The organism is Duganella sp. 3397, from assembly GCF_031456625.1.
GTDB lineage: Bacteria > Pseudomonadota > Gammaproteobacteria > Burkholderiales > Burkholderiaceae_D > Rugamonas > Rugamonas phyllosphaerae.
In genome coordinates this window covers 305,677-330,471 of the sequence record NZ_JAVDVB010000005.1, presented here as the reverse complement: position 1 = coordinate 330,471, position 24,795 = coordinate 305,677, and the positions used below count along the sequence as shown (strand labels likewise).

Annotated in this window: 21 protein-coding genes, 1 tRNA gene and 1 pseudogene; 6 read left to right on the top strand and 17 right to left on the bottom strand. The window is 63.1% G+C overall.

Annotated features, from left to right (window positions below; genetic code table 11):
* Positions 1–61: 61 nt before the first annotated feature.
* The 5 genes and pseudogenes from J2X54_RS17980 to J2X54_RS17960 all read right to left on the bottom strand — a co-directional run bounded on the left by J2X54_RS17980 (position 62) and on the right by J2X54_RS17960 (position 6,494).
* A pseudogene (locus tag J2X54_RS17980) lies at positions 62–3,165 on the bottom strand (efflux RND transporter permease subunit).
* Positions 3,166–3,171: 6 nt separating this feature from the next.
* Entirely contained in the window at positions 3,172–4,281 is a 1,110-nt protein-coding gene (locus J2X54_RS17975) for an efflux RND transporter periplasmic adaptor subunit (protein WP_310182402.1), read from the bottom strand.
* On the bottom strand, positions 4,278–4,853 hold the full coding sequence (locus tag J2X54_RS17970) for a hypothetical protein (protein ID WP_310182401.1): 576 nt from the start codon (positions 4,851–4,853) through the stop codon (positions 4,278–4,280). The genes J2X54_RS17975 and J2X54_RS17970 overlap by 4 nt, the downstream gene beginning before the upstream one ends.
* Positions 4,850–6,061, bottom strand: coding sequence for a TolC family protein (locus J2X54_RS17965; RefSeq protein WP_310182400.1), 1,212 nt, complete (start codon positions 6,059–6,061; stop codon positions 4,850–4,852). Before J2X54_RS17965 ends, J2X54_RS17970 begins: the two co-directional genes overlap by 4 nt.
* Before the next feature lie 97 nt (positions 6,062–6,158).
* Complete coding sequence (locus tag J2X54_RS17960; RefSeq protein ID WP_310182398.1) at positions 6,159–6,494, bottom strand: hypothetical protein; 336 nt, start codon at positions 6,492–6,494, stop codon at positions 6,159–6,161.
* 237 nt (positions 6,495–6,731) lie between these two features.
* Here J2X54_RS17960 and J2X54_RS17955 point away from each other — a divergent pair, with 237 nt between their 5' ends.
* Positions 6,732–8,447, top strand: a complete 1,716-nt coding sequence (locus tag J2X54_RS17955) for a methyl-accepting chemotaxis protein (protein ID WP_310182397.1) — start codon at positions 6,732–6,734, stop codon at positions 8,445–8,447.
* Between the two features lie 26 nt (positions 8,448–8,473).
* Here J2X54_RS17955 and J2X54_RS17950 read toward each other — a convergent pair whose 3' ends face one another.
* The 3 genes from J2X54_RS17950 to J2X54_RS17940 form a co-directional block, all read right to left on the bottom strand.
* A complete protein-coding gene (locus J2X54_RS17950) occupies positions 8,474–8,794 on the bottom strand; it encodes a type II toxin-antitoxin system RelE/ParE family toxin (protein WP_070252161.1) in 321 nt (106 codons plus the stop codon).
* An 8-nt stretch (positions 8,795–8,802) separates the two neighbouring features.
* On the bottom strand, positions 8,803–9,075 hold the full coding sequence (locus tag J2X54_RS17945; protein ID WP_310182396.1) for a type II toxin-antitoxin system Phd/YefM family antitoxin: 273 nt from the start codon (positions 9,073–9,075) through the stop codon (positions 8,803–8,805).
* Positions 9,076–9,144: 69 nt separating this feature from the next.
* On the bottom strand, positions 9,145–10,962 hold the full coding sequence (locus tag J2X54_RS17940; RefSeq protein ID WP_310182395.1) for a sigma 54-interacting transcriptional regulator: 1,818 nt from the start codon (positions 10,960–10,962) through the stop codon (positions 9,145–9,147).
* Positions 10,963–11,240: 278 nt separating this feature from the next.
* Here J2X54_RS17940 and J2X54_RS17935 point away from each other — a divergent pair, with 278 nt between their 5' ends.
* The 3 genes from J2X54_RS17935 to J2X54_RS17925 are packed head-to-tail and all read left to right on the top strand — an operon-like array spanning position 11,241 to position 14,058.
* A complete protein-coding gene (locus J2X54_RS17935; RefSeq protein WP_310182393.1) occupies positions 11,241–12,722 on the top strand; it encodes a benzaldehyde dehydrogenase in 1,482 nt (493 codons plus the stop codon).
* 9 nt (positions 12,723–12,731) lie between these two features.
* Entirely contained in the window at positions 12,732–13,499 is a 768-nt protein-coding gene (locus tag J2X54_RS17930) for a coniferyl-alcohol dehydrogenase (protein WP_070252154.1), read from the top strand.
* Between the two features lie 46 nt (positions 13,500–13,545).
* Complete coding sequence (locus tag J2X54_RS17925; protein WP_310182389.1) at positions 13,546–14,058, top strand: DUF1302 family protein; 513 nt, start codon at positions 13,546–13,548, stop codon at positions 14,056–14,058.
* Between the two features lie 563 nt (positions 14,059–14,621).
* On the opposite strand, the gene J2X54_RS17920 is transcribed toward J2X54_RS17925, so the two are convergent.
* The 9 genes from J2X54_RS17920 to cysS form a co-directional block, all read right to left on the bottom strand.
* The gene (locus J2X54_RS17920) at positions 14,622–15,188 is read right to left on the bottom strand and encodes a hypothetical protein (RefSeq protein ID WP_310182387.1); all 567 of its coding nucleotides are present in this window, start codon (positions 15,186–15,188) and stop codon (positions 14,622–14,624) included.
* Positions 15,189–15,198: 10 nt separating this feature from the next.
* Positions 15,199–15,828, bottom strand: coding sequence for an RHS repeat-associated core domain-containing protein (locus tag J2X54_RS17915; RefSeq protein ID WP_310182385.1), 630 nt, complete (start codon positions 15,826–15,828; stop codon positions 15,199–15,201).
* On the bottom strand, positions 15,738–16,544 hold the full coding sequence (locus J2X54_RS17910; protein WP_310182383.1) for an integrase arm-type DNA-binding domain-containing protein: 807 nt from the start codon (positions 16,542–16,544) through the stop codon (positions 15,738–15,740). Before J2X54_RS17910 ends, J2X54_RS17915 begins: the two co-directional genes overlap by 91 nt.
* A 231-nt stretch (positions 16,545–16,775) precedes the next feature.
* Positions 16,776–16,868: transfer RNA gene (locus tag J2X54_RS17905), tRNA-Ser, on the bottom strand.
* Positions 16,869–16,981: 113 nt separating this feature from the next.
* Complete coding sequence (locus J2X54_RS17900; RefSeq protein WP_310182381.1) at positions 16,982–18,229, bottom strand: aspartate kinase; 1,248 nt, start codon at positions 18,227–18,229, stop codon at positions 16,982–16,984.
* A 141-nt stretch (positions 18,230–18,370) separates the two neighbouring features.
* Positions 18,371–19,852 (bottom strand): tRNA lysidine(34) synthetase TilS, encoded by a 1,482-nt coding sequence (tilS, locus tag J2X54_RS17895; RefSeq protein WP_310182380.1) that lies wholly within the window; start codon positions 19,850–19,852, stop codon positions 18,371–18,373.
* Positions 19,853–20,101: 249 nt separating this feature from the next.
* Positions 20,102–21,076: an acetyl-CoA carboxylase carboxyltransferase subunit alpha gene (locus tag J2X54_RS17890; protein WP_070250852.1), complete on the bottom strand. Its 975-nt coding sequence runs from the start codon at positions 21,074–21,076 to the stop codon at positions 20,102–20,104.
* A gap of 211 nt (positions 21,077–21,287) precedes the next feature.
* On the bottom strand, positions 21,288–21,959 hold the full coding sequence (locus tag J2X54_RS17885) for a DNA-3-methyladenine glycosylase (RefSeq protein WP_070250853.1): 672 nt from the start codon (positions 21,957–21,959) through the stop codon (positions 21,288–21,290).
* Positions 21,959–23,350, bottom strand: coding sequence for a cysteine--tRNA ligase (cysS, locus tag J2X54_RS17880; RefSeq protein ID WP_070250854.1), 1,392 nt, complete (start codon positions 23,348–23,350; stop codon positions 21,959–21,961). Before cysS ends, J2X54_RS17885 begins: the two co-directional genes overlap by 1 nt.
* A gap of 250 nt (positions 23,351–23,600) precedes the next feature.
* Here cysS and J2X54_RS17875 point away from each other — a divergent pair, with 250 nt between their 5' ends.
* Both J2X54_RS17875 and J2X54_RS17870 read left to right on the top strand, forming a co-directional pair.
* Positions 23,601–24,236 (top strand): peptidylprolyl isomerase, encoded by a 636-nt coding sequence (locus J2X54_RS17875; RefSeq protein ID WP_310182378.1) that lies wholly within the window; start codon positions 23,601–23,603, stop codon positions 24,234–24,236.
* Between the two features lie 62 nt (positions 24,237–24,298).
* On the top strand, positions 24,299–24,793 hold the full coding sequence (locus tag J2X54_RS17870) for a peptidylprolyl isomerase (RefSeq protein WP_070250856.1): 495 nt from the start codon (positions 24,299–24,301) through the stop codon (positions 24,791–24,793).
* Positions 24,794–24,795: the final 2 nt, after the last annotated feature.

Here is a 24,795-nt window from a genome sequence, read left to right as displayed (position 1 = left end):
CTCCATTCGATGATGCTGTGGCGGCTGACAGGGCCGCCGCCACGTTGGCCCGCGTGCAAAGTCAATACGTATCGTCGCCGTCCCGCGCCAGCAGGCGCTCCAGGGGCCGGCGTCCCACCCGCCAGAAAATCAGCGGCGTGAGCAAGGTGTCGAGCAGGGTGGAGCTGATCAAGCCGCCGAAAATCACCACCGCTACCGGGTGCAGGATTTCCTTGCCCGGCGCGTCCGCTGCCAGCAGCAGCGGCACCAGCGCGAACGCCGCCACCAGCGCCGTCATCAGCACCGGCGTGAGGCGTTCGAGCGAGCCGCGCACGATCATCGGCCAGCCGAAGGCGGCGCCCTCGAACTTGCACAGGTTGACGTAGTGGCTGATCTTCAGGATGCCGTTGCGGGTGGCGATACCGGCCAGGGTGATGAACCCCACCATCGAGGCCACCGACAACGACACGCCGGCGATCCACATCGCCACCACGCTGCCCACCAGCGCAAACGGGATATTGCCCATGATGACCAGCGCCAGCACCGCCGAGCGGTAGCGCGTGTACAGCACCAGGAACACCAGCGCCAGCGACGCCAGCGACAGGCCGGTGATCAGGTGCTGCGCCTGTTCCTGCGCCTGGAACTGGCCTTCGATGCTGATGAAGTAACCCTCGGGCAGCGCAGTCTTGGCCACACCCCGGCGCACGTCGCCGATGATGCGCGACATGGCCGAACCGTCGGTGTTGGCATACACCACGATGCGGCGGCGGCCGTTCTCGCGGCCGATCTGGTTGGGGCCGTCGCCCTCCTCCACCGTGGCGATGCTCGATAACGGTATGCGCCCGGCCGGGCTGTCGAGCATCAGGCGGCCCAGGTCCTGCGGCCCACGATGCTGGTCGCCCAGCCGCACCACCAGGTCGAAGCGGCGCGCGCCGTCGATGATCTGCGTCACCCGCGTGCCCTCGGACATGGCTTCGATGGCGGCCAGCACCTGGCCCGTCGCCAGTCCCACTTGCGCCGCCTTGCGATAATCGACGCGCACCTTGATCTGCGGGATCAGCACCTGGCGTTCTACCGACAGGTCGACCAGGCCCGGCACCCCGGCCAGCTGCGCGCGCAGGGTGTCGGCCAGGCCGCGCAAGGTGTCGATGTCGTCACCGACAATCTTGACGGCGATCTGCGCGCGCACGCCCGAGAGCAGGTGGTCGAGCCGGTGCGAGATCGGCTGGCCGATCGCCACCGACGCGGGTATCTCCGCCAGCTGGCTGCGGATGGCCGCCATCACCTGCTCGCGGCTGCGCGCCGACGGTTGCAAATCGACGTCGAGTTCCGACGAGTGCACGCCTTCGGCATGTTCGTCGAGTTCGGCGCGGCCGGTGCGCCGGCCTACCTTGACCACCTCCGGCACTTGCCCGATCAGGGTTTCGGCCAGTGCGCCCATGCGGTTGGCTTCGGCCAGCGAGGTACCGGGCGCCAGCGTCATGCCCATCACCAGCGAACCTTCGTTGAACGGCGGCAGGAACGCGCGCGGCAAGAACGGCACCGTGGCTGCGGCGGCCACCACCAGGATCACGGCGCCAGCGACGATGGCGCGCAGGTGGCCGAACGACCAGTCGAGCAGCCTGGCATCCCACGCTTTCAGGCGCGCCACCAGCGGGCTGTCGCCGTGCTGCAGGCGCTTCATCTTCGGCAGCAAAACCATCCCCAGCACCGGCGTGACCGTCATCGAGACCAGCATCGACGCCAAAATCGAGGCGATGTAGGCGATGCCCAGCGGCGCGAACAGCCGTCCCTCGATGCCCGGCAGTGCAAACAGCGGCACGAACACCAGCACCACGATCACGGTGGCGTACACGATCCCGGAGCGCACCTCGACCGATGCGCGCCAGATCGTCTCGAGTACCGACACCTGTGGCGTATTTTGCTCGAGGCGCTGTTTCAGCCTGCGCTGGATGTTCTCCACATCGACCACCGCATCATCGACCAACTCCCCGATGGCGATCGCCAGGCCGCCCAAAGTCATCACGTTGATCGATTGTCCGAGCCAGTGCAACACCAGCGCGGTCACGCCGAGAGAAAGCGGAATGGCCACCAGCGAGATGACGGTGGTGCGGGCGCTGAGCAGGAAGGCGAACAGCACCACCGCCACCAGGATGGCGCCGTCGCGCAGGGCATCGACCACGTTGCCGATCGACGCTTCGATGAAGTCGGCCTGGCGAAACAGCACCACCGGGGCGGCCAGGCCGGCAAGCCCTGTTTCAGTTCGCCCAGCGCAGTTTCGATGTCGGCGGTGAGGCGCACGGTGTCGCCGGTGGGCTGCTTTTGCACGCTGACGATGACGGCCGGCTTGCCATCGAGGCCAGCATCGCCGCGTTTGAATGCCGGCGCGTAGCGCACCGCAGCCACTTGCTCGAGCAGCACGGGGGCGCCGTTGCGGTAGTCCACCGCCAGGCCGCTCAGGTCTTGCAGGCGGTCGGTGCGGCCAAGGTTGCGGATCAGGTATTCGCGGTTGTTCAGATCGATGAAGCCGCCGCTGGTGTTGCCGGCAAAGCCCTGCAAGGCGTTGCTCACCTGCGCCAGCGAAATGCCAAACTGCGCCATGCGCGCGGTATCGGGTTCCACCCGCAACTGGCGCACCTCGCCGCCGATCGGGATCACCTGCGACACCCCGGGTATCGACAGCAACCGTGGCCGCAGCACGAAGTCGGCATATTCCCTGGCCTTCATCGGGTCCGTCCGGTGCACGTCGATCGGCAGCGCGATCAGCATGATCTCGCCCATGATCGACGACACCGGCCCCATGACTGGCGCCAGCTTGCCGGGCAACTGCTGCTTGACCAGCGCCAGCCGCTCGGCCACCAGCTGGCGGTTGCGATAGACATCGGTGCCCCAGTCGAATTCGGCATACACGATGGACAGGCCGATGCCCGATACCGACCTCACCCTTGTTACGCCCGGCATGCCGTTCAGGGTGGTCTCGATCGGAAACGAGACGATCTGCTCGACTTCCTCCGGCGCCATGCCGCCGGCCTCGGTGAGCACGGTGACCACCGGCTTGTTCAGGTCGGGGAACACATCGACCGGGGTGCGCGACGCGGTCCACGCGCCATAGACCATCAACAGCGCCGCCGCCACCAGCACCGGCAGCCGGTTGTGCAAGCTGAATCGTACGATTGCATTGAACATGGCGCCCTACCGGATCTGGTTGATCAGGGAACTGCCGGAAACCACCACCCGGTTCTCGGCACTCAGGCCCCGGGTGACGATGACCGTGCGCGCGTCGAGCGCCTGCACCTGCACCGGCTGGGCGATGAAGCGCATGGCGCCGGACTTGATCCACACCACCGTCTGGTTGGCGGGATTGCGCGCCAGCGCGGCAGCCGGCAGCGCAATGCCCTTGACCACGCTGCGCTGGCGCACCAGCACCGTGACCGGCTGGCCGACGGCCAGCGGCAAATCCTTGCCCTGCGCCCGGAAGCTGATCGGCACGGCGCCATCGCGCAGGCTGCGCGCGCCGCCCAGCACCGTCAACTGCGCATCGGGCGCTGCCGGCAAGGTGGCGCTGGCGATGCGCCCGGCCAGCGTGACGTCGGTGGCCCATGCTTCGACCATCACCTGGCCCGGATCGACGATCTCGAACAGCACGTCGCGCGGCTCGACGATCTGGCCGGCCAGCACATTGTGCGAGGCGATCACGCCATCGGCCGACGCCACAATGGCCACGCTGCCGCGCACTGCGGCGCCGATCGCCCTTTCGCGGCCGGTGAGACTGGCCAGTTCCATGCGGGCGGCGTCGATGTCTTTTGCCGGCACCGTGCCTTCGAGGCTGGTGAGACGCGCCAGCCTGCGTTCGGCCAGCGCGCGCATCGCCTGCAGGTCGGCCAGCGCGGCCTCCTGGCTGGCGCGGTCCGCGCCGCTGGCGACAGGCCGCAGCCGCGCCAGTACTTGCCCCTTGCGCACGCGCTGGCCGGCAACCGGCAAGCCTTGCAGCGCCGGTTCGATCTGGCCGGCGAACGGCGCCTGCACGCGCCCTCCCGCGTTGGGGTCGATGGCGATGCGGCCATTGAGTTCGACCGTCAGCGGATGCTCGGCTTCCACGGCCTTGATGGTGCGGATCTCCATGCGGCGCTGCGCCAGCTTGGGTACGTTGACGCTGCCGTCGGGCAGGCGCGCCAGGCCGCTGCCGGTTGGCGACGTTTGGGCGTCGAGGTGTTCGCCATTGGGGCCGTGGGCGCCGGGCGAGGCGATGGCGGCGATGCTGACGAACGTGGACAGCAGCGCTGCCGGGTAGATGTTTTTCATGTTGGTTGTTCCTGGCGTGGCAATTGACCGTGGGCGCGGCGCGAACGCCAGCGGACCAGTGCGACGGCGGCGATGGCCAGCGGTAGCGACAGCAGCCACCACCAGCGGCTGACCGGCGCATGGTCATGCGACACCTGCGCCGTTACTTCCAGCGTGCCATCGAGCAAGTCGCTCTCGCCGTCGGCGACCAAGGTGAACAGCAACGCGTGCTTGCCCGGCCTGGACAACGCCGCGAGCAGCCTGGGATCGTCGAAGGCGTAGTCGCCGATGTCGGCATGGAAGCGCGCCTGCGCCTTGATACCTTCTACCTCGACGTCGAGCTTGCCGTCCAAGACCGGCGCGTTGGTCTCGTAGCGGTCGATCATGACCGACAGTTCGCTGCCCGACAGCGTACCGACCAGTTCGAACAGTTCGCTGAAGGTTTCCACGCGCGGCGCCGTGCCGCCGGTACTCGCGGCCGCCGCGCCGTCGAGGTGTTCGCCGTTGGGACCGTGGGCGCCGGGGGACGCCAACGTGACAGTGCAGGCGCCGGCGGCCAGCGCCAGCAGCAAGATGGAGATGAGTCTTTTCATGGCAGGATTCCTTGTGCCTGGTTCAATCGGGCATGCGCCAGGCCGAGCGCCACGCGCTGCTGGCGCACCGCGACTTCGGCTTCGTGGCGCAAGGTTTGCGAGCGCAACAGTTCGGCGAGGCTGCGCTCGCCGAGCTTGAACGCTTGCTCGAACAAGGCGGTGTGCTCGCGCAGCAGGCCGGCGCGGACGGTGGCCGCCTGCAGCGCTTCTTCCACGTCCACCAGTTGCTGGCGCGCTGCCGTAAAGTCCAGTGCAAGTGCTGCCTGCGCCTCGCGCAACTCGGCCGAAGCGGTGGCAAGCTGGGTGGCGGCCAGCGTTTCTGCCGGCCGGTTACGCAGCTTGCCGCCGAGCGGGACGTGGACGGCGATGCCGATGCTGCGAGTCGATTCCGGCGTCACGCTGTCGCGCTCGCGGCGCATGGCCAGCGTGACCGTGGGCGGCGCCTGCACGCCGGCGCCGGCCAGCGCGACGTTGGCGCGGGCGCGCTGCTCGGCGGTTTCGGCGGCGCGCAAGTGGGCGTGCTGGGACATGGCATCCGGCGGCACCGGCTGCAGCGGCTCCGGCTCCGGTGCCGGCAGCTCCGGCACGCCGGTCAGCAGCTCGAAGCGATGCAAGGCATCGCGCGCGCGGGTGCGCGCCTGCGCCACTTCGGCTTGCGCGGCCAATACTTCCTGCCCGGTCAGGAGACCATCGCTGCGCGCCAGGTCACCCGCTTTCACGCGGCGCTGTACGTCCTCGTGCAGGTCTTCGAGGTGGTGCAGGTGGCCCTCTTTTTCGGCCAGCATTTCGTGCGCGGCAGCCGCTTCCCACAGGCGCAGCCGCACCTGACCGGCGACCTCGAGCCGCGCGCGGTGGCGCTGCGCCTCGACATCCTCACCGGCACGGGCAGCAAGCTGCTGCCGCGCCGACGCCTGGCCCGGCAGCAGCACCGGCGCGGCGATCGACACCTCGGCTTCGCGCAGGCGACGGTTGTCGAGCCAGCGGTCGGAGCGGTCGGACAGGCCCAGCACGGGCGCGCCGGCCAGCCACGATTGTGCGACGTCATGGGCGGCAGCCGCTTCCTCCTGGAGCGCAGCGAGCGTGGTGACGGCAACCGACCGTTGCCAGGCCTGCTCGACGATGGCGTGCAGGGTAGTGCCTGCCATCGATGGCAGGGCATAACATATCAGGGCGCCGGCAAGCAATGCCGGCAGGCGCAAGGTGCGCATGAAAACTCCTTCGGTGAGTGAAAACGTCACCGAGGGGCGATTGCGACTGTCAACGCCTATGCATAACGGACAGACGAGCGCAATCTCCCCCGGCGGCTCAGCCGAGGGCGATGGTGGGAGGTCTTAGCGGAGATTCGAGCAGCGGATCGGGGATATGGGACTCCACGTGCGCCGGCACCGTGCTCACCAGCTGTTCGGGTGCGCCCGGCAGCAGCGGCAAGGCGCTCAGTAGCGGCTGCGGCTGCGGCGTAACCGAGTGGTCGAACATGTGCCTGGTCGATTCGCCGGAGTCGTCGTAGTGGACCACGCCGTCGGCATCGTGGTGGTGCTGGACGCCTTCGTCGTGCTCGATTTCGTGCGCGACCGACGTATGTTCACCGCTCAGCAGCGTGCCCCACTGCATGGCAAAGCCATGTAGCGGCAGGGATAGCATGAGCAGGAGACAGAATAGTCGGCGCACGGCGGGAGTCCTTGAAGTGGGCCGATTATAGCAGCGGCGCCAGGCGCCGGGTGTTGTTTGCCGTTCTCACGATGCAGTGACTACTGGTTTTTCAACTGCAAGTGGCGTCATAATCGACATCGACCTGCGCTGATGCCGCCCTTTTTCGCGCGACTTGCAGGACGATATTCCGAAGAGAAAACCTACAGACAAACTCATCAGGAGACACCTATGACGTTATCGAATATGCGGATCGGCCTGCGGTTGGGGCTGGGTTTTGGCGTGGTATGCCTGCTGTTGCTGGTGATGATCGTCATGAGCAATGCGATGATGGCGCGCATCAATGGCGGTACCGACGAGATTGTCCACGACAGGATGCCGAAGATCGAGGCCACCACCCAGCTGCTGGTGGGCATCAACGAGATAGCGATCTCGCTGCGCAATCTGATGCTCAGCGATGATGCGGCCGACCGCAAGGCGCAGGTCGATCGCATCATGAGCACGCGGCAGTCGAACAACAAGGCGCTCGAGCTGCTCGAAGGGAGCCTCAGGGACCCGCAGGCGCGTGAACTGTTCGCGCAAATCAAGCGCCATATCGGCCGCTACCGGCCGGGCCAGGACCGCATCATCAGCGATGTCGAGGGCAACCGTCCGGACGACGCGCGCAAATTCCTGGCCAGCGAATTACGGCCCATCCTTGGCGACCTCAAGCAAGCGACCAACGCCCTGGCAGCGCGCCAGAAGGAGCTCAGCACCAAAACCGCCGATGCCGCAGACGCTACCTTCAGGCAAAGCCAGCAGTTGTCCTGGGGACTCGGTGCGCTGGCCCTGGCGCTCGCTGCCGCCATTGCGTACTGGATCACCGCCTCGATCACGCGCCCGGCCAACCGCGCGCTCGGCATTGCCCAGACCGTGGCCAGCGGCGACCTGACCAGCCAGATCCACAGTGATACCACCGACGAAATGGGCCAGCTGCTGCAAGCCCTCAAGGCGATGAACGACAACCTGGCCACCACGGTGGGCACGGTGCGCAGCGGCACCGACACCATCGCCACGGCCGCGCTGGAGGTGGCGTCCGGCAGCCTGGACCTGTCGTCGCGCACGGAACAGCAAGCCAGTTCCCTGGAAGAGACCGCATCTTCGATGGAACAGCTCACTTCGACCACGAAACAGAACGCCGAGAACGCCCGCCAGGCCAACGCGCTGGCCCGCAGCGCCTCGGAGGTAGCGGCGCGCGGCGGCCAGGTGATCGACCAGGTCACCGGCACCATGAACGAAATCAACGCCTCGTCGTCCAGGATTGCCGACATCATCAGCGTGATCGACGGCATCGCCTTCCAGACCAATATCCTGGCGCTCAATGCGGCGGTGGAGGCAGCGCGTGCCGGCGAGGACGGGCGCGGCTTCGCGGTCGTGGCGTCGGAAGTACGCAACCTGGCGCAACGCTCGGCCTCGGCTGCGCGCGAAATCAAGGAGCTGATCGACGCCTCCACCGTCAAGGTGGCCAGCGGCAGCGAGCTGGTCAACACCGCCAGCCAGACCATGCGCGAAATCGTCTCCAGCGTGCAGCGGGTCACCGACATCATGGCCGAAATCTCGTCGGCCAGCGCCGAGCAGACCGCCGGCATCGAGCAGATCAACCAGGCGGTGATGCAGATGGATGCGGTCACCCAGCAGAACGCGGCGCTGGTGGAGCAATCGGCTGCCGCGTCGGAGTCGATGCAGGAGCAGGCCGCAACGCTGGCGCAGGCGGTGGCGGTGTTCCGGCTGACCAGCGATGGTAGTGCGAGCGTGAGCATGCCTCGACCTGCACGTGCACCGGCCAGGCCGGCGGCGCCACGCGAGGCGACTGGCAAGAACGCCATCGCGCTGCCAGCGAAACCCTTGGCGGGCGAGGAGAAGAAGGTGGCGAAAAAATCTGCCGCTAACGAGTGGGAAGAGTTTTAGTCACTGCAGCCGGTCCACAAGGTGTCTCAAGAGCTAAGCAGGCGACGGCGGATCAGCGCTTCAAGGTCACGACTGGTATGAGCAATCATATGAATATGTACAACATCGTGACCACGTTCGATGATGATGCGGTTCTGGCCGGCCAGGAGTTGACGGTGTGTGGTCAAGTGCAAGTCTTCCAGCTCAGGCACAAAAGTACCCTTGTTATGCCACTCCCGGGGCGACTTGACTTCATTGAGTATCTCTTCTGTGACCTTCCTGACGAAGGCCGGTGATTCGTTCACCTTGAGATGTTCCCGAATGTTTTGCAAATCGTTCAGCGCATTATGCGTCCAGATGATTTTCATTGGTGGATTTAGCTTTCCTTGTCTTCAGCCTCAAAAAGCGCAACAACATCATCATGATCCATGACTTTACCTTCTTCGATCTGCTTTCTGCCAAGAGCGAGAATGCGAAGCATGGCAATCTGGTCTTGAGTCTTCTGAAAAGTGACAGGGTCTTGCACAACTGCCTGAACTCTGCCGTTGACCGTGATGGCGACGGGGTCCTGGGTCTCGAGCACTTGCTTGACCACGTCACTGGTGTTGGTCTTTAAGTAGCTGATTGGTTGAATGTTCGAAAAATTCATATGGTCCTCCTCAGGGCGATGACCAGATCATAGCATCGACATACTAAATTCGGTATTAAATTTAGTTACTCACTCGGGTGTAAGCTTCTTCATCCGGTACGACAACTGCGGCCGTGTCAAACCCAGCATGCGTGCCGCTGCCGACAGGTTGCCGTCGGCGCGCTTGACGGCGGCCAGGATCAGCGTGCTCTCGAGCGTGTCGAGCGACCAGTTTTTTGCTGGGCCCAGCATCGCCGGCAGCACGTCGAGCAGCTCCTTGCCGGCGGCGTCCGGCGTCAGCGTGGCTGTGGCAGCGCTGCCGGCGTTGGTGGTACTGGTCAGGCGCCCGGTCTGCGCCAGCGAAAAGTACGACGCCTGCGCTTCTTCGCCGCTGGTAAACAGGTGCGGCAAGTCGATCGGGCCGTCCTCGTTGGCGTAGATGACGCCGCGCTCGACCAGGTTTTGCAGTTCGCGGATATTGCCCGGGAAATGGTAGTTGAGCAGCGCATCGACCGCGCGCGCGGTGAATCCTGTCAGGCGGCGCTGGTGCTTCTGGCCGTAGTGGCGCATGAAGTAACCCATCAGCAGCGGGATGTCGTCGCGGCGATCGCGCAGCGGCGGCAGGTGGATCGGAAACACGTTCAGGCGGAAGAACAGGTCTTCGCGAAAGCGCCCCTGCCGTATCTCCTCGCGCAGATCGACATTGGTGGCCGCCACCAGCCGCACATCGACCTTGGTGCTGCGCACGCCTCCCACGCGCTCGATCTCCCCTTCCTGTAACGCCCGCAGCAGCTTGCCCTGCGCCACCAGGCTCAGTGTCGCAATCTCGTCGAGGAACAGCGTGCCGCCGCTGGCGCGCTCGAAGCGCCCGGGCCGCGAGACGGTGGCGCCGGTAAAGGCGCCGCGCTCCACGCCGAATAGTTCCGACTCGATCAAGGTCTCGGGGATCGCCGCGCAGTTGACGGCGACGAACGGCCGGCCCTTGCGCCGACCGATCTGGTGCAACATGTACGCGAACAGCTCCTTGCCCACGCCCGACTCGCCGGTAAACAGCACCGTGGCCGTGGTGGGCGCCACGCGCTTGAGCATGTGGCAGGCGGCATTGAAGGCCGGCGAGACGCCCACCATTTCCTTGTCGGCGTAGGGCCGCTCGTCGTCGCCCTCGAGAATGGCGGCCTTCCTGTGCGCCTGTGGTTCGCTATAGGCGGTGGTGCTGACGAAGGCCTCGGCGTTGAGGAAGCGCAGGTCTTCTTCGACGTTATCCCACTCGTCGGCGGGCTTGCCGATCAGGCGGCAGTGCTTGTGGCCCATAGAGCAGCATTCGATTTCCCGGTAGATCGTCAATCTGCCGATCATCGAGCTGGTGTAACCGATCGCATACCCGGTCTGCATCCAGCACGCGGGCTCGGTGCCGATGCCGAAATCGGCCGCGTGCACTTCGCCCTCGCCCGAGTGATGCCACAAAAATTCGCCGCGATAGGTGCCCAGCTCGACGTCGAATTCGAAGTGCAGCGCCTCCACCTTCACCGCGCCTTCGAGCGAGTGCATGCGCGGGCCGGCCGAGAACAGCGCGGCCGGATCGGCGTCGGGCCAGCGTTCGCGCAGCAGCTGGGCGTCGCGTGCGCCGGCCGAATAGCCCACCCGCGTGAGCAGGCCACGGGTGCGCTCGGCGCCGATGCTCTCGATCAGTTCACGCCGCAGCGAACCGAGTGACGACATGTGCAGCAGCTGCATGCGCTGGCCGTTGAGCCAGATGCGGCCATCGCCCGGCGAAAAATGCAGGCTCTGGGTGATGTCCTCCAACGTGGGCGGCGCGCCCTCGTTCAGATGTTCGCTGTCGCCCCGGTTCAATACCTTGCCAGTCGTCCTGGACACCTCGGCCAGCGAGATGCGTTCACGCTTGTTCATGTCTCCCCCGTCTTGTTTTACCAAATCATACATCGGCATTTCTTCAGTTTGATCATTTGATGAAGCCGGTGCAGCGTTCTACTTTTGCTGCGGCGCGCCAGCCGTCATCGTCAAAATTCTGCGTCGTCCGGGCCAGAGCAACATGGTGCACTGCACTAGCGGAGTCCACGACCAGCCCTGGCACGCAACTTGTAATAGTGATGACAAGAGCGGCAAGCGGACCTCATGCAACGAACGTGCTAACGGGCCGACTTTCCCCCATCAACCAAGGAGACACCATGAACGACCACCCGGGCGCTGTGAGCGCCCTGCTCGACCCCGCCCTCTGGCGCGACCGCATCTTCAACGGCCAGTGGATCTCCGCCCACGGCGGCACCCACGTCTTTGCCGAACCGGCCACCGGCGAGCAACTGGGCCGCATCGGCCTGGCCAATGCAGCCGACGTGCTGGCCGCCGGCGTGCAGGCGCGCGCCGCGCAAAAGGCGTGGGCCACGTCGGACTACAAGGAGCGCGCCGCCATCTTCCGCCGCGCCGCTGCGCTGATCGCACAGCACCACGACGAACTGGCCACCTGGATCATGCGCGAGACCGGCGCCATCCGCCCCAAGGCCGACCTCGAACTGCGCGAAGCGACCGCTCACCTGCAGGAAGCGGCAGCCATGCTCACGCAACCGAAAGGCCAGCTGCTGGCATCCGCCAGCGGCACCATGAGCATCGCGCGGCGCGTGCCGCATGGCGTGGTGGGCGTAATCTCGCCGTTCAATTTTCCGCTGATCCTGTCGATCCGCTCGATCGCCCCGGCGCTGGCCACCGGCAACGCGGTGGTCCACAAGCCCGACCTGCAAACCCCGGTCAGCGGCGGCGTGCTGATCGCCCGCATTTTCGAAGCGGCCGGCCTGCCGCCCGGCGTGCTGCACGTGCTGCCGGGCGGCGCCGACGCCGGCCAGGCGCTGTGCAGCCATCCCGACATCGGCATGATCGCGTTTACCGGATCGACCGCCGCCGGCCACAGCGTGGGCGAACTGGCCGGACGCCACCTGAAAAAAATGTCGCTCGAACTGGGCGGCAAGAACGCGCTGATCATCCTCAACGACGCCGATCCCGACATCGCCGCCTCCAACGCTGCTTGGGCCACCTTTCTGCACCAGGGCCAGATCTGCATGTGCGCCGGCCGCGTGCTGCTCCAGCGCGGCATCGCCGACGCCGTGATCGAACGCCTGGTCGAGAAAGCCCGGCGCCTGCCCGTCGGCGACCCGATGGGCGGCGACGTCGCGCTGGGGCCGATGATCAGCGCGCGCCAGGTCGCGCGCCTGCACAGCATCGTGCAGGACAGCGTGGCCGATGGCGCCACCCTGCTGGCGGGCGGCACCTACGAGCGCCAGTTCTATCGGCCCACGGTGCTCACTGGCGCGCGCGCCGGCATGCGCTGTTTCGAGGAAGAGCTGTTCGGCCCGGTGGCGTCGATCACGGTGTTCGATACCGACGAAGAAGCGATCGCGCTGGCCTCGGCCACCAGCGGCTGCCTGGCCCTGGGCGTCATCACGCCAGACATTGCCCGCGCCATGCACATCGCCGACCGCGTGCCGTCCGGCCACGTCCACATCAACGACCAGACCGTGCTGGCCGAGGCCCATGCGCCGTTCGGTGGCGGCGGCACGTCGGGCAACGGCGGGCGCCACGGCGGCACCATCGACTGGGAGGAATTTACGCAAACCCAGTGGCTCACGATCAAGACCGAAGCACCCCGTTATCCATTCTGAGGAGACTGTATGAAACTACGTAACAAGACCATTGTTGTGACCGGCGCGGCGTCCGGTATCGGCGCCGAAGTGGCGCGCCTGGCGCGCTTCGAAGGCGCTACCGTGATCGGCATGGACCGCAACGACCCGGGGCTGACGCTCGACGGCTTCGTGGCCGTGGACCTGAGCAGCACCGCCAGCATCGACGCCGCCATCGCCCAGCTGCCGCAGCGGGTGGACGCCCTGTGCAATATCGCCGGCGTTCCCGGCACCGCCAACCCGGCGCTGCTGGCGCACGTCAATTACCTGGGCCTGCGGTATCTCACCAGCAGCGTGCTGCCGCGCATGCCGGCCGGCGGCTCGATCGTCAACGTCGCATCCATCCTCGGCGCCGACTGGCCGCTGCGGCTGGACCTGCACAAGCAGCTGGCCGCCACCGAAGGCTTTGCCGCCGGCCAGGCGTGGCTCGACCAGCACCCGGTGCCCGACGAGACCTGCTACCAGTACTTCAAGGAGGCGCTGATCGTCTGGACTTACGTGCAGTCGCAGCCTTGGTTCCTGGCCCACTCGGTACGCATGAACAGCGTGGCGCCGGGCCCCGTGTTCACCCCCATCCTCGGTGACTTCGTCTCGATGCTGGGCGAGGAGCGCGTGCAGCGCGACGCCCACCGCATGAAGCGCCCCGCCTATGCCGACGAAGTGGCTTCCGTCATCGCCTTCCTGTGCAGCGACGAGTCGCGCTGGATCAGCGGCGTGAACCTGGCAGTCGATGGGGGGCTCGCATCCACGTTTATCTGATTCGATTTACGCCGCAGTACCCATAACTAAAAATACGGAGAAAGCAATGCACACCACCACGAACCTGCGCCGGAGCATACTGGCCATCGCCATCACCGCAGCCCTGCCGGCCGCCCAGGCCTACGAGTTCACCACGTCCGATCCGGAACTGAAAATCAGCTGGAACAACACCTTCAAGTACAGTGGCGCCTATCGGCTCAGGGACGCCAGTGCGCGCCTGCTGGCCGGCGGCTACAACGCCGCCGACCCGGCCGACTTCACCGGCTACAACCTCGACGACGGCAACCAGAATTTTCGCAACAAGGGCATCGTCTCGAGCCGGGTGGACTGGCTGTCGGAATTCGACGCCGGCAGCTTCGGTGCTTGTGGCGTGGCCTCGGCGAAATTTCCGTTCAGCCGGTCATTTGCGGGGCCCTCCAAGATGTGCCGTGTACATCGCAAATTTCAAACCTCGGTGCAACCACGTCCACCAGCTTACGGCGCACTGAAAACGTGGTACGCCCGGTGCGCTGCCCAAGGTACAGAATTCTTGTCCAGAATGACAGGTAATAGGTTGTAGCTTGATTCCTTGCCGTCGAAAGGGTCAACAACTTTTCTCACGTGATAGGCGAAAGTCTTTTGGCCCTCTGCCTCTTTAATCGTCCTCTCAATTGCCATAGGGGCGGCAGCTGAACAGATCTCGGTCAACGTAAACGCTGGGATAAGTATCTTTCGGCGCAATTCTGACAATTGGTTCCTCTTTTTTGTCCATTAATTATAACTTGGACTTTCAGCCCTTATTTAGAAAACTTGCGTGTAAAAATTTGTTCCGCAGTCCACAGCGCGTCGCCGGTGCTCTGAGCGCGCATCCAGAGCAGCTGATTCACATCGATGCCCCAGCCTTGGAATGCTTTAGCGTTGATCGAGGTTACAGTTTGGTGGTGCCGATTAGGAATTCATAGATGGGACGCCTGGACGCTTACAGCAGCTGGGCCGGGGCTGCCGCCTGGCAGCTAAAAAGAACAAGCCACTCGCATCCGGGGCGCCGGAGGGAGTGGCTTTTCTGTTTCAAGAAGAAAGGGCAGTGATCAGTTCGTGTGCGAATGGCGGATCTGACCCCGGCCCGCCGGCCCGTGCTAACCTTTACGGAATTTTCAAATCGTTTGAGCGCACATCGCCGAGAAGTAACTTCACGCCCCCGGCAAATGGCAGCATTGGAACACCATCCTGTTCCAGTTTTTTTGCGCCATCCGTATACCGCGAACTCTTATTGAGATGACTTACGCCCGTGTCAATATTTATTGCCGTAACGCCGGCATGACTAATTTTCCGTAAACAATTTGCAAGTGCTTTCGCAAACTCGTACATCAGCGGGTCCTCGGTCTTTGTCGATATCGCGGACTGCTTCAGCCCTTGAGCGGTGAGCCTACCAATATCAATGACGATTCCACCAGGATTCAAGTCATAAAATTTCAGACGAGTCGTTGCATCAAGATCCGGGCGTTTGAAAAATAAGTACACGCTCAGAGAGGTCGTTTCGGACGCCGCTCTTACCATCTCATCTTCCAAAGAAGTTGGTGATATCTCGCGCGCGAAAAACGGCACCCCGCCATGCAAGATTATATGAATGTCCGTCTTCGCAGTCGCCGCAAGAATGACTGCGGCTAGCTCCTGAGCCAACGCATGGAACTGGATACCAAGTGATCGCATTTGTGCCCTCCTAATTATATGGAACGAAGTCTGTTGGCAGTTTGCCGGGACCGTTCAAGTCCTTTAGTGCTTCCGCCTCGCGCTTGATAGGAGAACCATCCGCTTTTGCCCTGCCGACGTTTGTACCCCGTTCCACGCCGTCAGCGTCGCGGTAGATAACGTCGGGGCGACGGCCACTTTTCACACCACCAGGTGTATCTATCAATATCTCTTTTGCCCGTCCTCCGCCGGCAAGGACTTCTCCCCCTTCAGCTTCCACCTTATCTCCGACCTCACGGATTTTTGCATTGTGCGGTGCTGTAGGATCTGTTTTCGGACCACGTTTCGCCCCTTCGGCAGCAACTTTCGCCCCATCCTTTGCAGCTTCTTTTGCTCCCGCTTTCGCACCCTTCTTAGCTTCAGTTTTAACTAGCGCTTTGACAATCTCAACAAGGACTTTTAACGCCTGGCGCCCATCTGGATCGACGTACTTGAACGGATTATTATTGGCGTAGGCATACCGGTTGAAACTGTCACCGGTGTCTGCATCGGTGGTCACCGGATCAATGCTCAAGAATCTCCCCGCCACCGGATCATAATACCGCTGTTGCATATACACCAGCCCTGTATCCGTATCATTCCTGTGCCCAGTGTAGCCCATCGCCGGCACCCCACCAGTGGCGACTTGACCGTACGGCTCGTACCGAGTGCGCATCTCAAGTCCCTGTCCATCCATTTTCGTCTGAATAGTTGGACTACCCAGCAAATCGGTATGGGTAATGCCTTTGGTCTTGGCCCGGTACGGTCAGCCATTCCTGATTGAATCGCGTAACTGAAGATTTGACGGCAGACGGCTCTCTGGCGCTTGGCAATTTCTACCGCGCCACGGGTCTCGATCTTGCGCAGGACCGCGATAATGCGTCGATGAGGTAGCCCCATGATCGGCTCGGGGCCGATGTCCGGGAAAATATCCTGCTCCAAGCGATGCAGGACGTTCTCCGCATACTGCGGAGACCAAGATTTCATTTTATTGGCATGCCAGTCCCGGGCGACTCGCTCGAAGGTGTGCGCACGCTGGTCAGCCGCGGCCACACGCTGCGCATCACGCTCTCTGGCAGGGTCGATGCCATCACGCAGCAACTGACGCGCCTGCGCGCGCTTGGTGCGCGCCTCAACCAGGCTGACGTCGGGATATGGGCCGAAGGTCAGCAAGTTCTCTTTGCCGTTGACCTGGCGGAAGCGAAAGCGCCAGGTCTTGGACCCGTTCGGTAACACCTCGAGATAGAGTCCATCGCCATCGGACAATTTGATCAGCTTCGCACCAGCTTTGGTGGTCTTCAGCTTGAGATCGGTAAGTGGAATGACTAGCTTAGGCATACTGCCTCCCCGTATCAAAATTGATTTGCAGGAAGGGGATGTAATGTAGAAAGTTTTGCGGCTAGGAGCCGGCGCGGGGTAGAAGTCATACCCGCATCCATACCCACAAAACCACCGGCTTTTAGCGTACAGCTGTGAACGCTAGCGGACGCCGGATAACAAAAAACCCCCAGGCTTCACTATGAGCGGTGGGGGTTTTAGGACGCTGCTGAAAATCAGCGAACGTTTAACTGGCGGAGACGGTGGGATTCGAACCCACGATACAGGTATAAGCCGTATGCATCCTTAGCAGGGATGTGCCTTCGGCCACTCGGCCACGTCTCCTAGTCGATCACTCAACTATGTCTGCTTCACCAAACTACGCTGCAGCAGACGACCGTCATAGTATAGACCAGGACCGTTTCGGTCAAGGCAACACAACGGTTTTTTTTAAAAAATTATGCTTTTTCCAGTTCGAACGCTTTATGCAGCGCGCGCACGGCCAGTTCCATGTATTTCTCGTCGATCAGCACCGAGATTTTGATTTCCGACGTCGAGATCATCATGATATTGATGCCCTCTTCCGACAGCGTGCGGAACATCTGCGAGGCCACGCCCACGTGCGAACGCATGCCTACGCCTACCACGGAGATTTTCGACACCTTGGCGTCGCCGGTCACGCTGGCGGCACCCAATTCTTCGCGGGTTCCGTTGAGCACGTCGATGGCGCGCTGGTAGTCGTTGCGCGAGACGGTGAACGTGAAGTCGGTTTTACCTTCGACCGACTGGTTCTGTATGATCATGTCCACTTCGATGTTGGCGTCAGCCACCGGTCCGAGGATGTGGTACGCCACGCCCGGACGGTCCGGTACGCCCAGCACGGTGATTTTGGCTTCGTCGCGGTTGAAAGCGATGCCGGAGATGACTGCTTGTTCCATGTGTTTGTCTTCCTCAAACGAAATCAGGGTGCCAGAGTTGGCTTCTTCTTCGATGTCGAGCATCGGGTCGGTCAGCGACGACAGCACGCGCGTCGGTACGCGGTAGTTGCCGGCGAATTCCACCGAGCGGGTCTGCAGCACTTTCGAGCCCAGCGACGCCAGTTCCAGCATTTCTTCGAACGTGATCGCCTTGAGGCGGCGCGCTTCGGAGACCACGCGCGGGTCGGTCGTGTAGACGCCGTCGACGTCGGTGAAGATCAGGCATTCGTCGGCCTTCATGGCGGCGGCGATTGCCACGGCCGAAGTGTCTGAACCACCACGGCCGAGCGTGGCGATGTTGCCGAGGTCGTCAACGCCCTGGAAACCGGTGATGATGACGATCTTGCCGTCGTCGAGGTCGCGGTTGACCTTGTCGTTGTCGATCGACTGGATACGGGCCTTGGTGTAGGCGGAATCGGTTTTAATCGCGACTTGCCAGCCGGCGTAGGACACGGCTTTCTTGCCGATCGCCAGCAGCGCCATGGCCAGCAGGCCGACCGAGACCTGTTCGCCGGTGGAGGCGATCATGTCCAGTTCGCGTGGATCGGGCTGGTATTGAATTTCCTTGGCCAGGGCGATCAGGCGGTTGGTCTCGCCCGACATTGCCGATGGCACCACGACGATGCGGTGACCGGCGTCATGCCACTTGGCAACGCGCCGCGCGACGTTCTTGATACGGTCCGTCGAACCCATCGACGTACCGCCATATTTGTGCACGATTAAAGCCATAACAGAGAGTTTTCCGCTCATTAAAGGTAAATGGAACCCTAAACTCTACATGCGGCAGTGCAAAATAACAAGTCACAAAGCTCATATTCTCATACCGTATAGGCATATGCACATACAAAATTCGGCAAATGTGTCGAATTCCTACTGTGCCTGCCAACGCAGCCGGATTCGTCCTACCCCTGCGCCCAAATGCTTGCAATCCATACCGATGCCGGCGGCAAAAATCAGGTCCTTGCCGGCGTGAACCACCGGCAAACGGCCGCGTTCCCAGGCCGGGATGTTGAGTTCCTGGAAGTGGTATTTCAAGGGGCGGGTCGGCCGGTTGTCGGCGCGTTTCAGGCGTTCGCCGCCGCGACGGAATTCGATCAGGAGCGGCAGGCTGCGCAGCCAGTCGGCGTCGATGCCGGTAGGCGGCGCATCGGCCTCGCCGCCAGCAGGCGCGGCTTCGGGAGCAGCGCTGACAACAGCGCCCTCGCCTGCCTCGGCGTGAACAGCCTCGATCGCATCGAAGTGCAATACGCCACCATAGGCCGGAAACGCCAGCTGCGCTTCGCCACTCCAGCGGAACGGCGTGCCCGGGGTCTGATCGAACTGGTCTTCGCGCGTGCCTTCCAGGTCGGCCAGCTTGGGCGTGAGGTGCAGGCGGTCGCGGTAGCGGCGCACGTGGCAGTCCGGGTGCGTGACCAGCACCTGGGCGTCGTCGCGCGCCTCGAGCAGCTGGGTGACGGTTTCCGACAGCCAGGCCGCGCTCGGCATGCGCAGGCCACGGGTGCCGAACCAGTGGCGCAGCAAATTGTGGATGCGGTCCAGGCTCAGCGTGCGCAGCCTGGTCATGTCGAGGCAGTCGCCATCGAGACACAGGGCCAGGTCCTGCTGCGCCAGCTCGGTCAGCAGGCGCTGGGCGGCCTGGGCGTGCGACGCGCTGCGCGCCAGGCGCTCCTGGAAGCCGGGGAAGGCGTCGGCCAGGGCCGGCATGATGGTGCGGCGCAGCGCGTTGCGGGCGAAGCGCGGGTCATCGTTCGATTCGTCGTGGATGTGGGTGATGCCGTGCCCGGTCACGTATTGGTCCAGCTGCCTGCGTGACGCGGTGAGCAATGGACGGGCCATCACCAGTTGCTCGTTGGCCAGCAGGCTGGCGGCCGTGTTGGCCGCGTCCATGCCCGACAGGCCGGCCGGGCCGGAGCCGCGCAGCAATTGCAGCAGCACGGTCTCGGCCTGGTCGTCCTGGTGGTGGGCGGTGAGCAACAGTTCGACGCCGTGTTCGCGGCACAGCGCGCCCAGCGCGGCGTAGCGGGCCTTGCGGGCGGCTTCCTCGGTGCCGGTCTTGTCCTTGCGTTGCAGCTCGACGTGGCGCGCCTGGAATGGCACGCCGAGGGCCACGCAGGCTTGTTCGCAGTGGGTAAGCCAGGTGTCGGCGTTGGGGCTGAGGCCGTGGTGGATGTGGAAGGCGTGCAGTTGCAGGCCGTGCTCGGCGGCGTAGGCGTGGGCCAGGTGCAGCAGTGCAGAAGAATCGAGGCCGCCGCTGAGGGCGATCGCCAGGCGCGGGCTGTCGCCGACCTGCGCGCGGGCGGCGCTGACCGCCTGGGCGAAGGTGCTGACAAGCGTGGGGAGTTGTTGCTTCATTGTGTGGTTCCAAATGCGAACCGGGGGCGACGCGTTTGCGTGCCCCCGATGGTCGATTGCTGTGTACCCTGAACATGGGGTCGGACCCCGTACGGGCGCCTTTTACCCCTGAGACCCGTGGACCCATGGGGTCGGACCCCGTACGGGCGCCTTTTACCCCTGAGACCCGTGGGGTCGGACCCCGTACGGGGTCCGACCCCGCCGTGCGCGGGGTCCGCCCCCCCGCCGTGGTGTGCGGGGTGGCGGGTTTTATTCCTGCGGCGTGGTTTCCTTGAACTTGCCGTAGCCCAGCAGCTTCTGGTGGCGGGCTTCGATCAGGTCCTTGGTTTTGACGCCCTGGAACTGGCGCAGCGAGTCGGCCAGTGCGCGCTTGAGCATGGTGGCCATGGCTTTCGGATCGCGGTGGGCGCCGCCCAGCGGTTCGTTGATGATCTTGTCGATCAGGCCGATGGCTTTCAGGCGGTGCGCGGTCAGGCCCAGCGCTTCGGCGGCGTCGGCTGCACGCTCCGAGGTTTTCCACAGGATCGACGCGCAACCTTCGGGCGAGATCACCGAGTAGGTCGAGTATTGCAGCATCAGCACCGAGTCGCCCACGGCAATCGCCAGCGCGCCGCCGGAGCCGCCTTCGCCGATGATGGTGGCGATCAGCGGCACTTTCAGTTCGGCCATCACGTACAGGTTGTGGCCGATGGCTTCGGACTGGCCGCGCTCTTCGGCGTCGATGCCGGGGAATGCGCCCGGGGTGTCAACGAAGGTAAACACGGGAATGCCGAATTTCTCGGCCAGCTTCATCAGGCGCATGGCCTTGCGGTAGCCTTCCGGCTTCGGCATGCCGAAGTTGCGCATGGCGCGCTCCTTGGTGTCGCGACCCTTCTGGTGGCCGATCACCATGCAGGCCTGGCCGTTGAAGCGGGCCAGGCCGCCGACGATGGACTGGTCGTCCGCGTAGGTGCGGTCGCCGTGCAGTTCGTGGAAGTCGGTGAAGATTTCGTTCACGTAGTCCATCGTGTATGGACGCTGCGGGTGGCGCGCGATTTGCGCAACCTGCCATGGCGTGAGCTTGGCGTAGATGTCTTTGGTCAGTTGCTGGCTCTTCTTGGCCAGCCGGTCGATCTCCTCCGAGATGTCGACGGCCGAATCGTCCTGGACGAAGCGCAGCTCTTCGATTTTGCCATCGAGCTCGGCAATCGGTTGCTCAAAATTGAGGAAAGTCGTTTTGGTCATTGTACCTCCGGGATTATTCTTGGCTGCGCCCCTCGCGGGAGCCGATTATGGCGAGCAAAAACGGCCTCGCACAGCGATAAAAGGGGACCCCGAAAAACCGTAGCGAGCGGTCCGTTATCGTCGCGAGTAGCGCAAGCGTACGGAGGTACGCTGAGCAACGCAGCGGCGATAGCGGACCGCGCAGTAGGTTTGTCGAGGTTCCCTAGAGTGCTTATTCTACAGGAACCGGGTCCAGACTACGCCATAAGTACCATGTTGCCACCGTGCGCCAGGGTTCCCAGTTGGCCGACACTTCGCGCGCATCGCTGCGGGAAACAGGTTCACCTGAGAAATAATTCTGGCTGATGCCCTGGATCAAACCGGGGTCGTCGAGCGGCAAAACATTGGGACGCAGCAAATTAAATATCAAAAACATCTCCGCTGTCCAGCGGCCGATACCACGAATTTGCACCAGCTCGGCAATCACAGCCTCGTCTTCCATCTGGCCCCACAGGGCGCTATGGACGCGCTTGTTCTTGAAATGGTCGGCCAGGTCGAGGATGTACTCGGTCTTGCGCTTGGACAGGCCGCAGGCGGACAGTTGTTCGGCGCCGGCCTTGATCACCTGCGCGGGCGTGCACTTGGGGCACGCCAGCAGCAGCTTGCGCCAGGCGGCGTCGGCCACCTTGGGCGTGACCTGCTGGCCGACGATCGAGCGCGCCAGCGTGGTAAACGGGTCGTCGTGACCCACCAGGTGCAGGTCGCCGAATTGCGGGATCAGCTTTTTCATGATGCGATCGCGCTTCATCAGCTCGATCTTGGCCTGTTCCCAGTACGGCGGCACGGCCGATAGCGGACCGGCCGAATCGGGCACAGCGGCCCCGTTGTCCTTGGCAGTGACCATTATGCGCGGCGCCAGTTGGTCGTGCCGTCGGGTTTGTCCTCGAGGATGATGCCGGCTGCGAGCAGGTCGGCGCGGATCTTGTCGGATTCGGCGAAGTTGCGCGCCTTCTTGGCTGCAGCGCGTTGCGCGATCTGGGCGGCAATGGCAGCGTCGCCGGTGGTGTCGGTTTCGCCGACTGCCGCCTGCAGGAATTGCTGGGCGCTGCGGCCGAGCAAGCCGATGACGTCGGCCAGGCCTTTCAGTTGGCGCACCAGCGCTGGCGACTTGCTCTTGTTGATCTCGGTCGCCAGGTCGAACAGCACGGCGATTGCCACCGGCGTATTGAAGTCGTCGTCCATGGCCTGCGCAAAGCGCACGGCGTGGGCTTCGGTCCAGTCGAGGTCGGCGCCATCGCCGTCCACGCCGTCGAGCGCGGTGTACAGGCGCGTGAGCGCCACGCGGGCGTCGTCCAGGTGGGCATCCGAGTAGTTCAACGGACTGCGGTAATGGGCACGCATGATGAAGAAGCGGATCACTTCGGCATCGAATTTTTTCAGTACTTCGCGTATGGTGAAGAAGTTGCCCAGCGACTTGGACATCTTTTCGTTATCGACGCGCACGAACCCGTTGTGCACCCAGTAATTGACCATGGTCTGGCCGAACGCGCCTTCGGACTGGGCGATCTCGTTTTCGTGGTGCGGGAACTGCAGGTCGGCGCCGCCGCCGTGGATGTCGAAATGTTCGCCCAGCAGCGCCGAGCACATGGCCGAGCACTCGATGTGCCAGCCCGGACGGCCCTTGCCCCACTTGGAATCCCATTTGACTTCTTCCGGCTCGGACTCTTTCGAGGCCTTCCACAGCACGAAGTCGAGCGGATCGCGCTTGCCGGTGTTGACGTCCACGCGCTCGCCGGCGCGCAGGTCGTCGAGCGACTTGCCGGACAGGCGGCCATAGTTGGGGAAGTTGCGCACCGCGTAATTGACGTCGCCATCGGTGCCCTGGTATGCCAGGTCTTTCTGTTCGAGCGTTTCGATCAGCGCCAGCATTTGCGGCACGTATTCGGTGGCGCGCGGCACCAGCGTGGGCGGCAGGATGCCGAGCGCGCCCGTGTCTTCGTCCATGTAGCGGGTAAAACGCGTGGTCAGCTGCGAGATCGTCTCGCCGTTTTCCACCGCGCGGCGGATGATTTTATCGTCGATGTCGGTGATGTTGCGGGCGTACGTGACCTCGTAGCCGGTGGCCAGCAGCCAGCGGTACATCACGTCGAACGCCATCATCATGCGCGCGTGGCCGATGTGGCAGTAGTCATAAATGGTCATGCCGCACACATACATGCGGACTTTGCCAGTCTCGATGGGAACGAATGCCTGCTTGTCACGCGCCAGCGTGTTGTAAATCTTTAAATTGCTCATCGGACTCTTGCGTATTCTTGTCGTGATGCCACGTGCTGGCCCACTCACTAGCGGCAATACAAAAGCCGGGCGCTGCTCCGTAAGGGCGCGCCTGGTTTCGCTTTGCCTTGCGCATTGGGGTGCGCGTTGTGATGGACCACTGCCGGGCCTCGGTAGTGTTATTGTTTCCACCTGCCAGCAGGTAGAATGGCATGGTTTTGGAGAAGTATAGCATTGATAAAAACCGCATAGTCCACTAAAGGAAGTCCACATGCATCAAACCCAGCCTTCATTGTTCGGCCGTGTCAGCGCCCTGCTCGCCGGCCTGGCCCTGTCCGGCGCTGTCGCCCTGTCCGCCAACGCAGCTGCGGCCGAGCCAGCCGCGCAGCCGCAAGTGCAAATCAAGACCACCATGGGCGACATCGTGGTGGAACTGGACCGCGAAAAAGCACCGAAATCGGTCGATAACTTCCTCGCCTACGTCAAGTCCGGCTATTACAAGGGCACCATCTTCCACCGCGTGATCGACGGCTTCATGATCCAGGGCGGCGGCTACGACGAAAAGCTCAAGAGCAAGCCAACCCGCAAGAATGTCCCGAGCGAATCGCAAAACGGCCTGTCCAACGACGCCTACACGATCGCCATGGCGCGCATGGACGATCCCAACTCGGCCAATTCGCAGTTTTTCATCAACGTCGCCGATAACCAGGCCCTGAATTTCCCCGGCCGCGACGGCGTGGGCTACACGGTGTTCGGCAAGGTGATCGACGGCCGCGAGACAGTGGACAAGATCAAGGGCGTGCTGGTGGACGACAAGGGCATGTTCCAGAATATCCCGGTCACGCCCATCATCGTCAAGTCTGCAACCATTTTGAAAACCCCGATTCAGCCCAAAAATGTAGAATAGCGGCCAGCCGCTTTTTAAACCGCATTTTTAAACCTCATTGTTTAACCTCATCAAGGAACATCATGACCAAAGTCATCATCACCACCAACAAGGGCAAAATGGTTGCCGAGCTGAACGATCAACTGGCGCCTAAATCGGTGGAAAACTTCCTGTCGTACATGAACGCCGGCCACTACAGCAACACCATCTTCCACCGCGTGATCGACGGTTTCATGATCCAGGGCGGCGGTTTCGAGCCAGGCATGAAGCAAAAGCCAGCTGACGCCACCGTTGAAAACGAAGCCAAGAACGGCCTGAAAAACGAGCCATACACGCTGGCCATGGCCCGTACCTCGGCGCCGCACTCGGCATCGGCGCAATTCTTCATCAACATCAAGAACAACACCTTCCTCGACTACCCGGGCCAGGACGGCTGGGGCTACGCCGTGTTCGGTAAAGTTGTCGAAGGCACCGAGATCGTGGACGAAATCCGCAAAGTCAAAACCACCCGCAGCGGCATGTTTGCCGACGTGCCAGCGGAAGACGTGATCATCGAAAGCATCGAATTGGCTGCGTAATT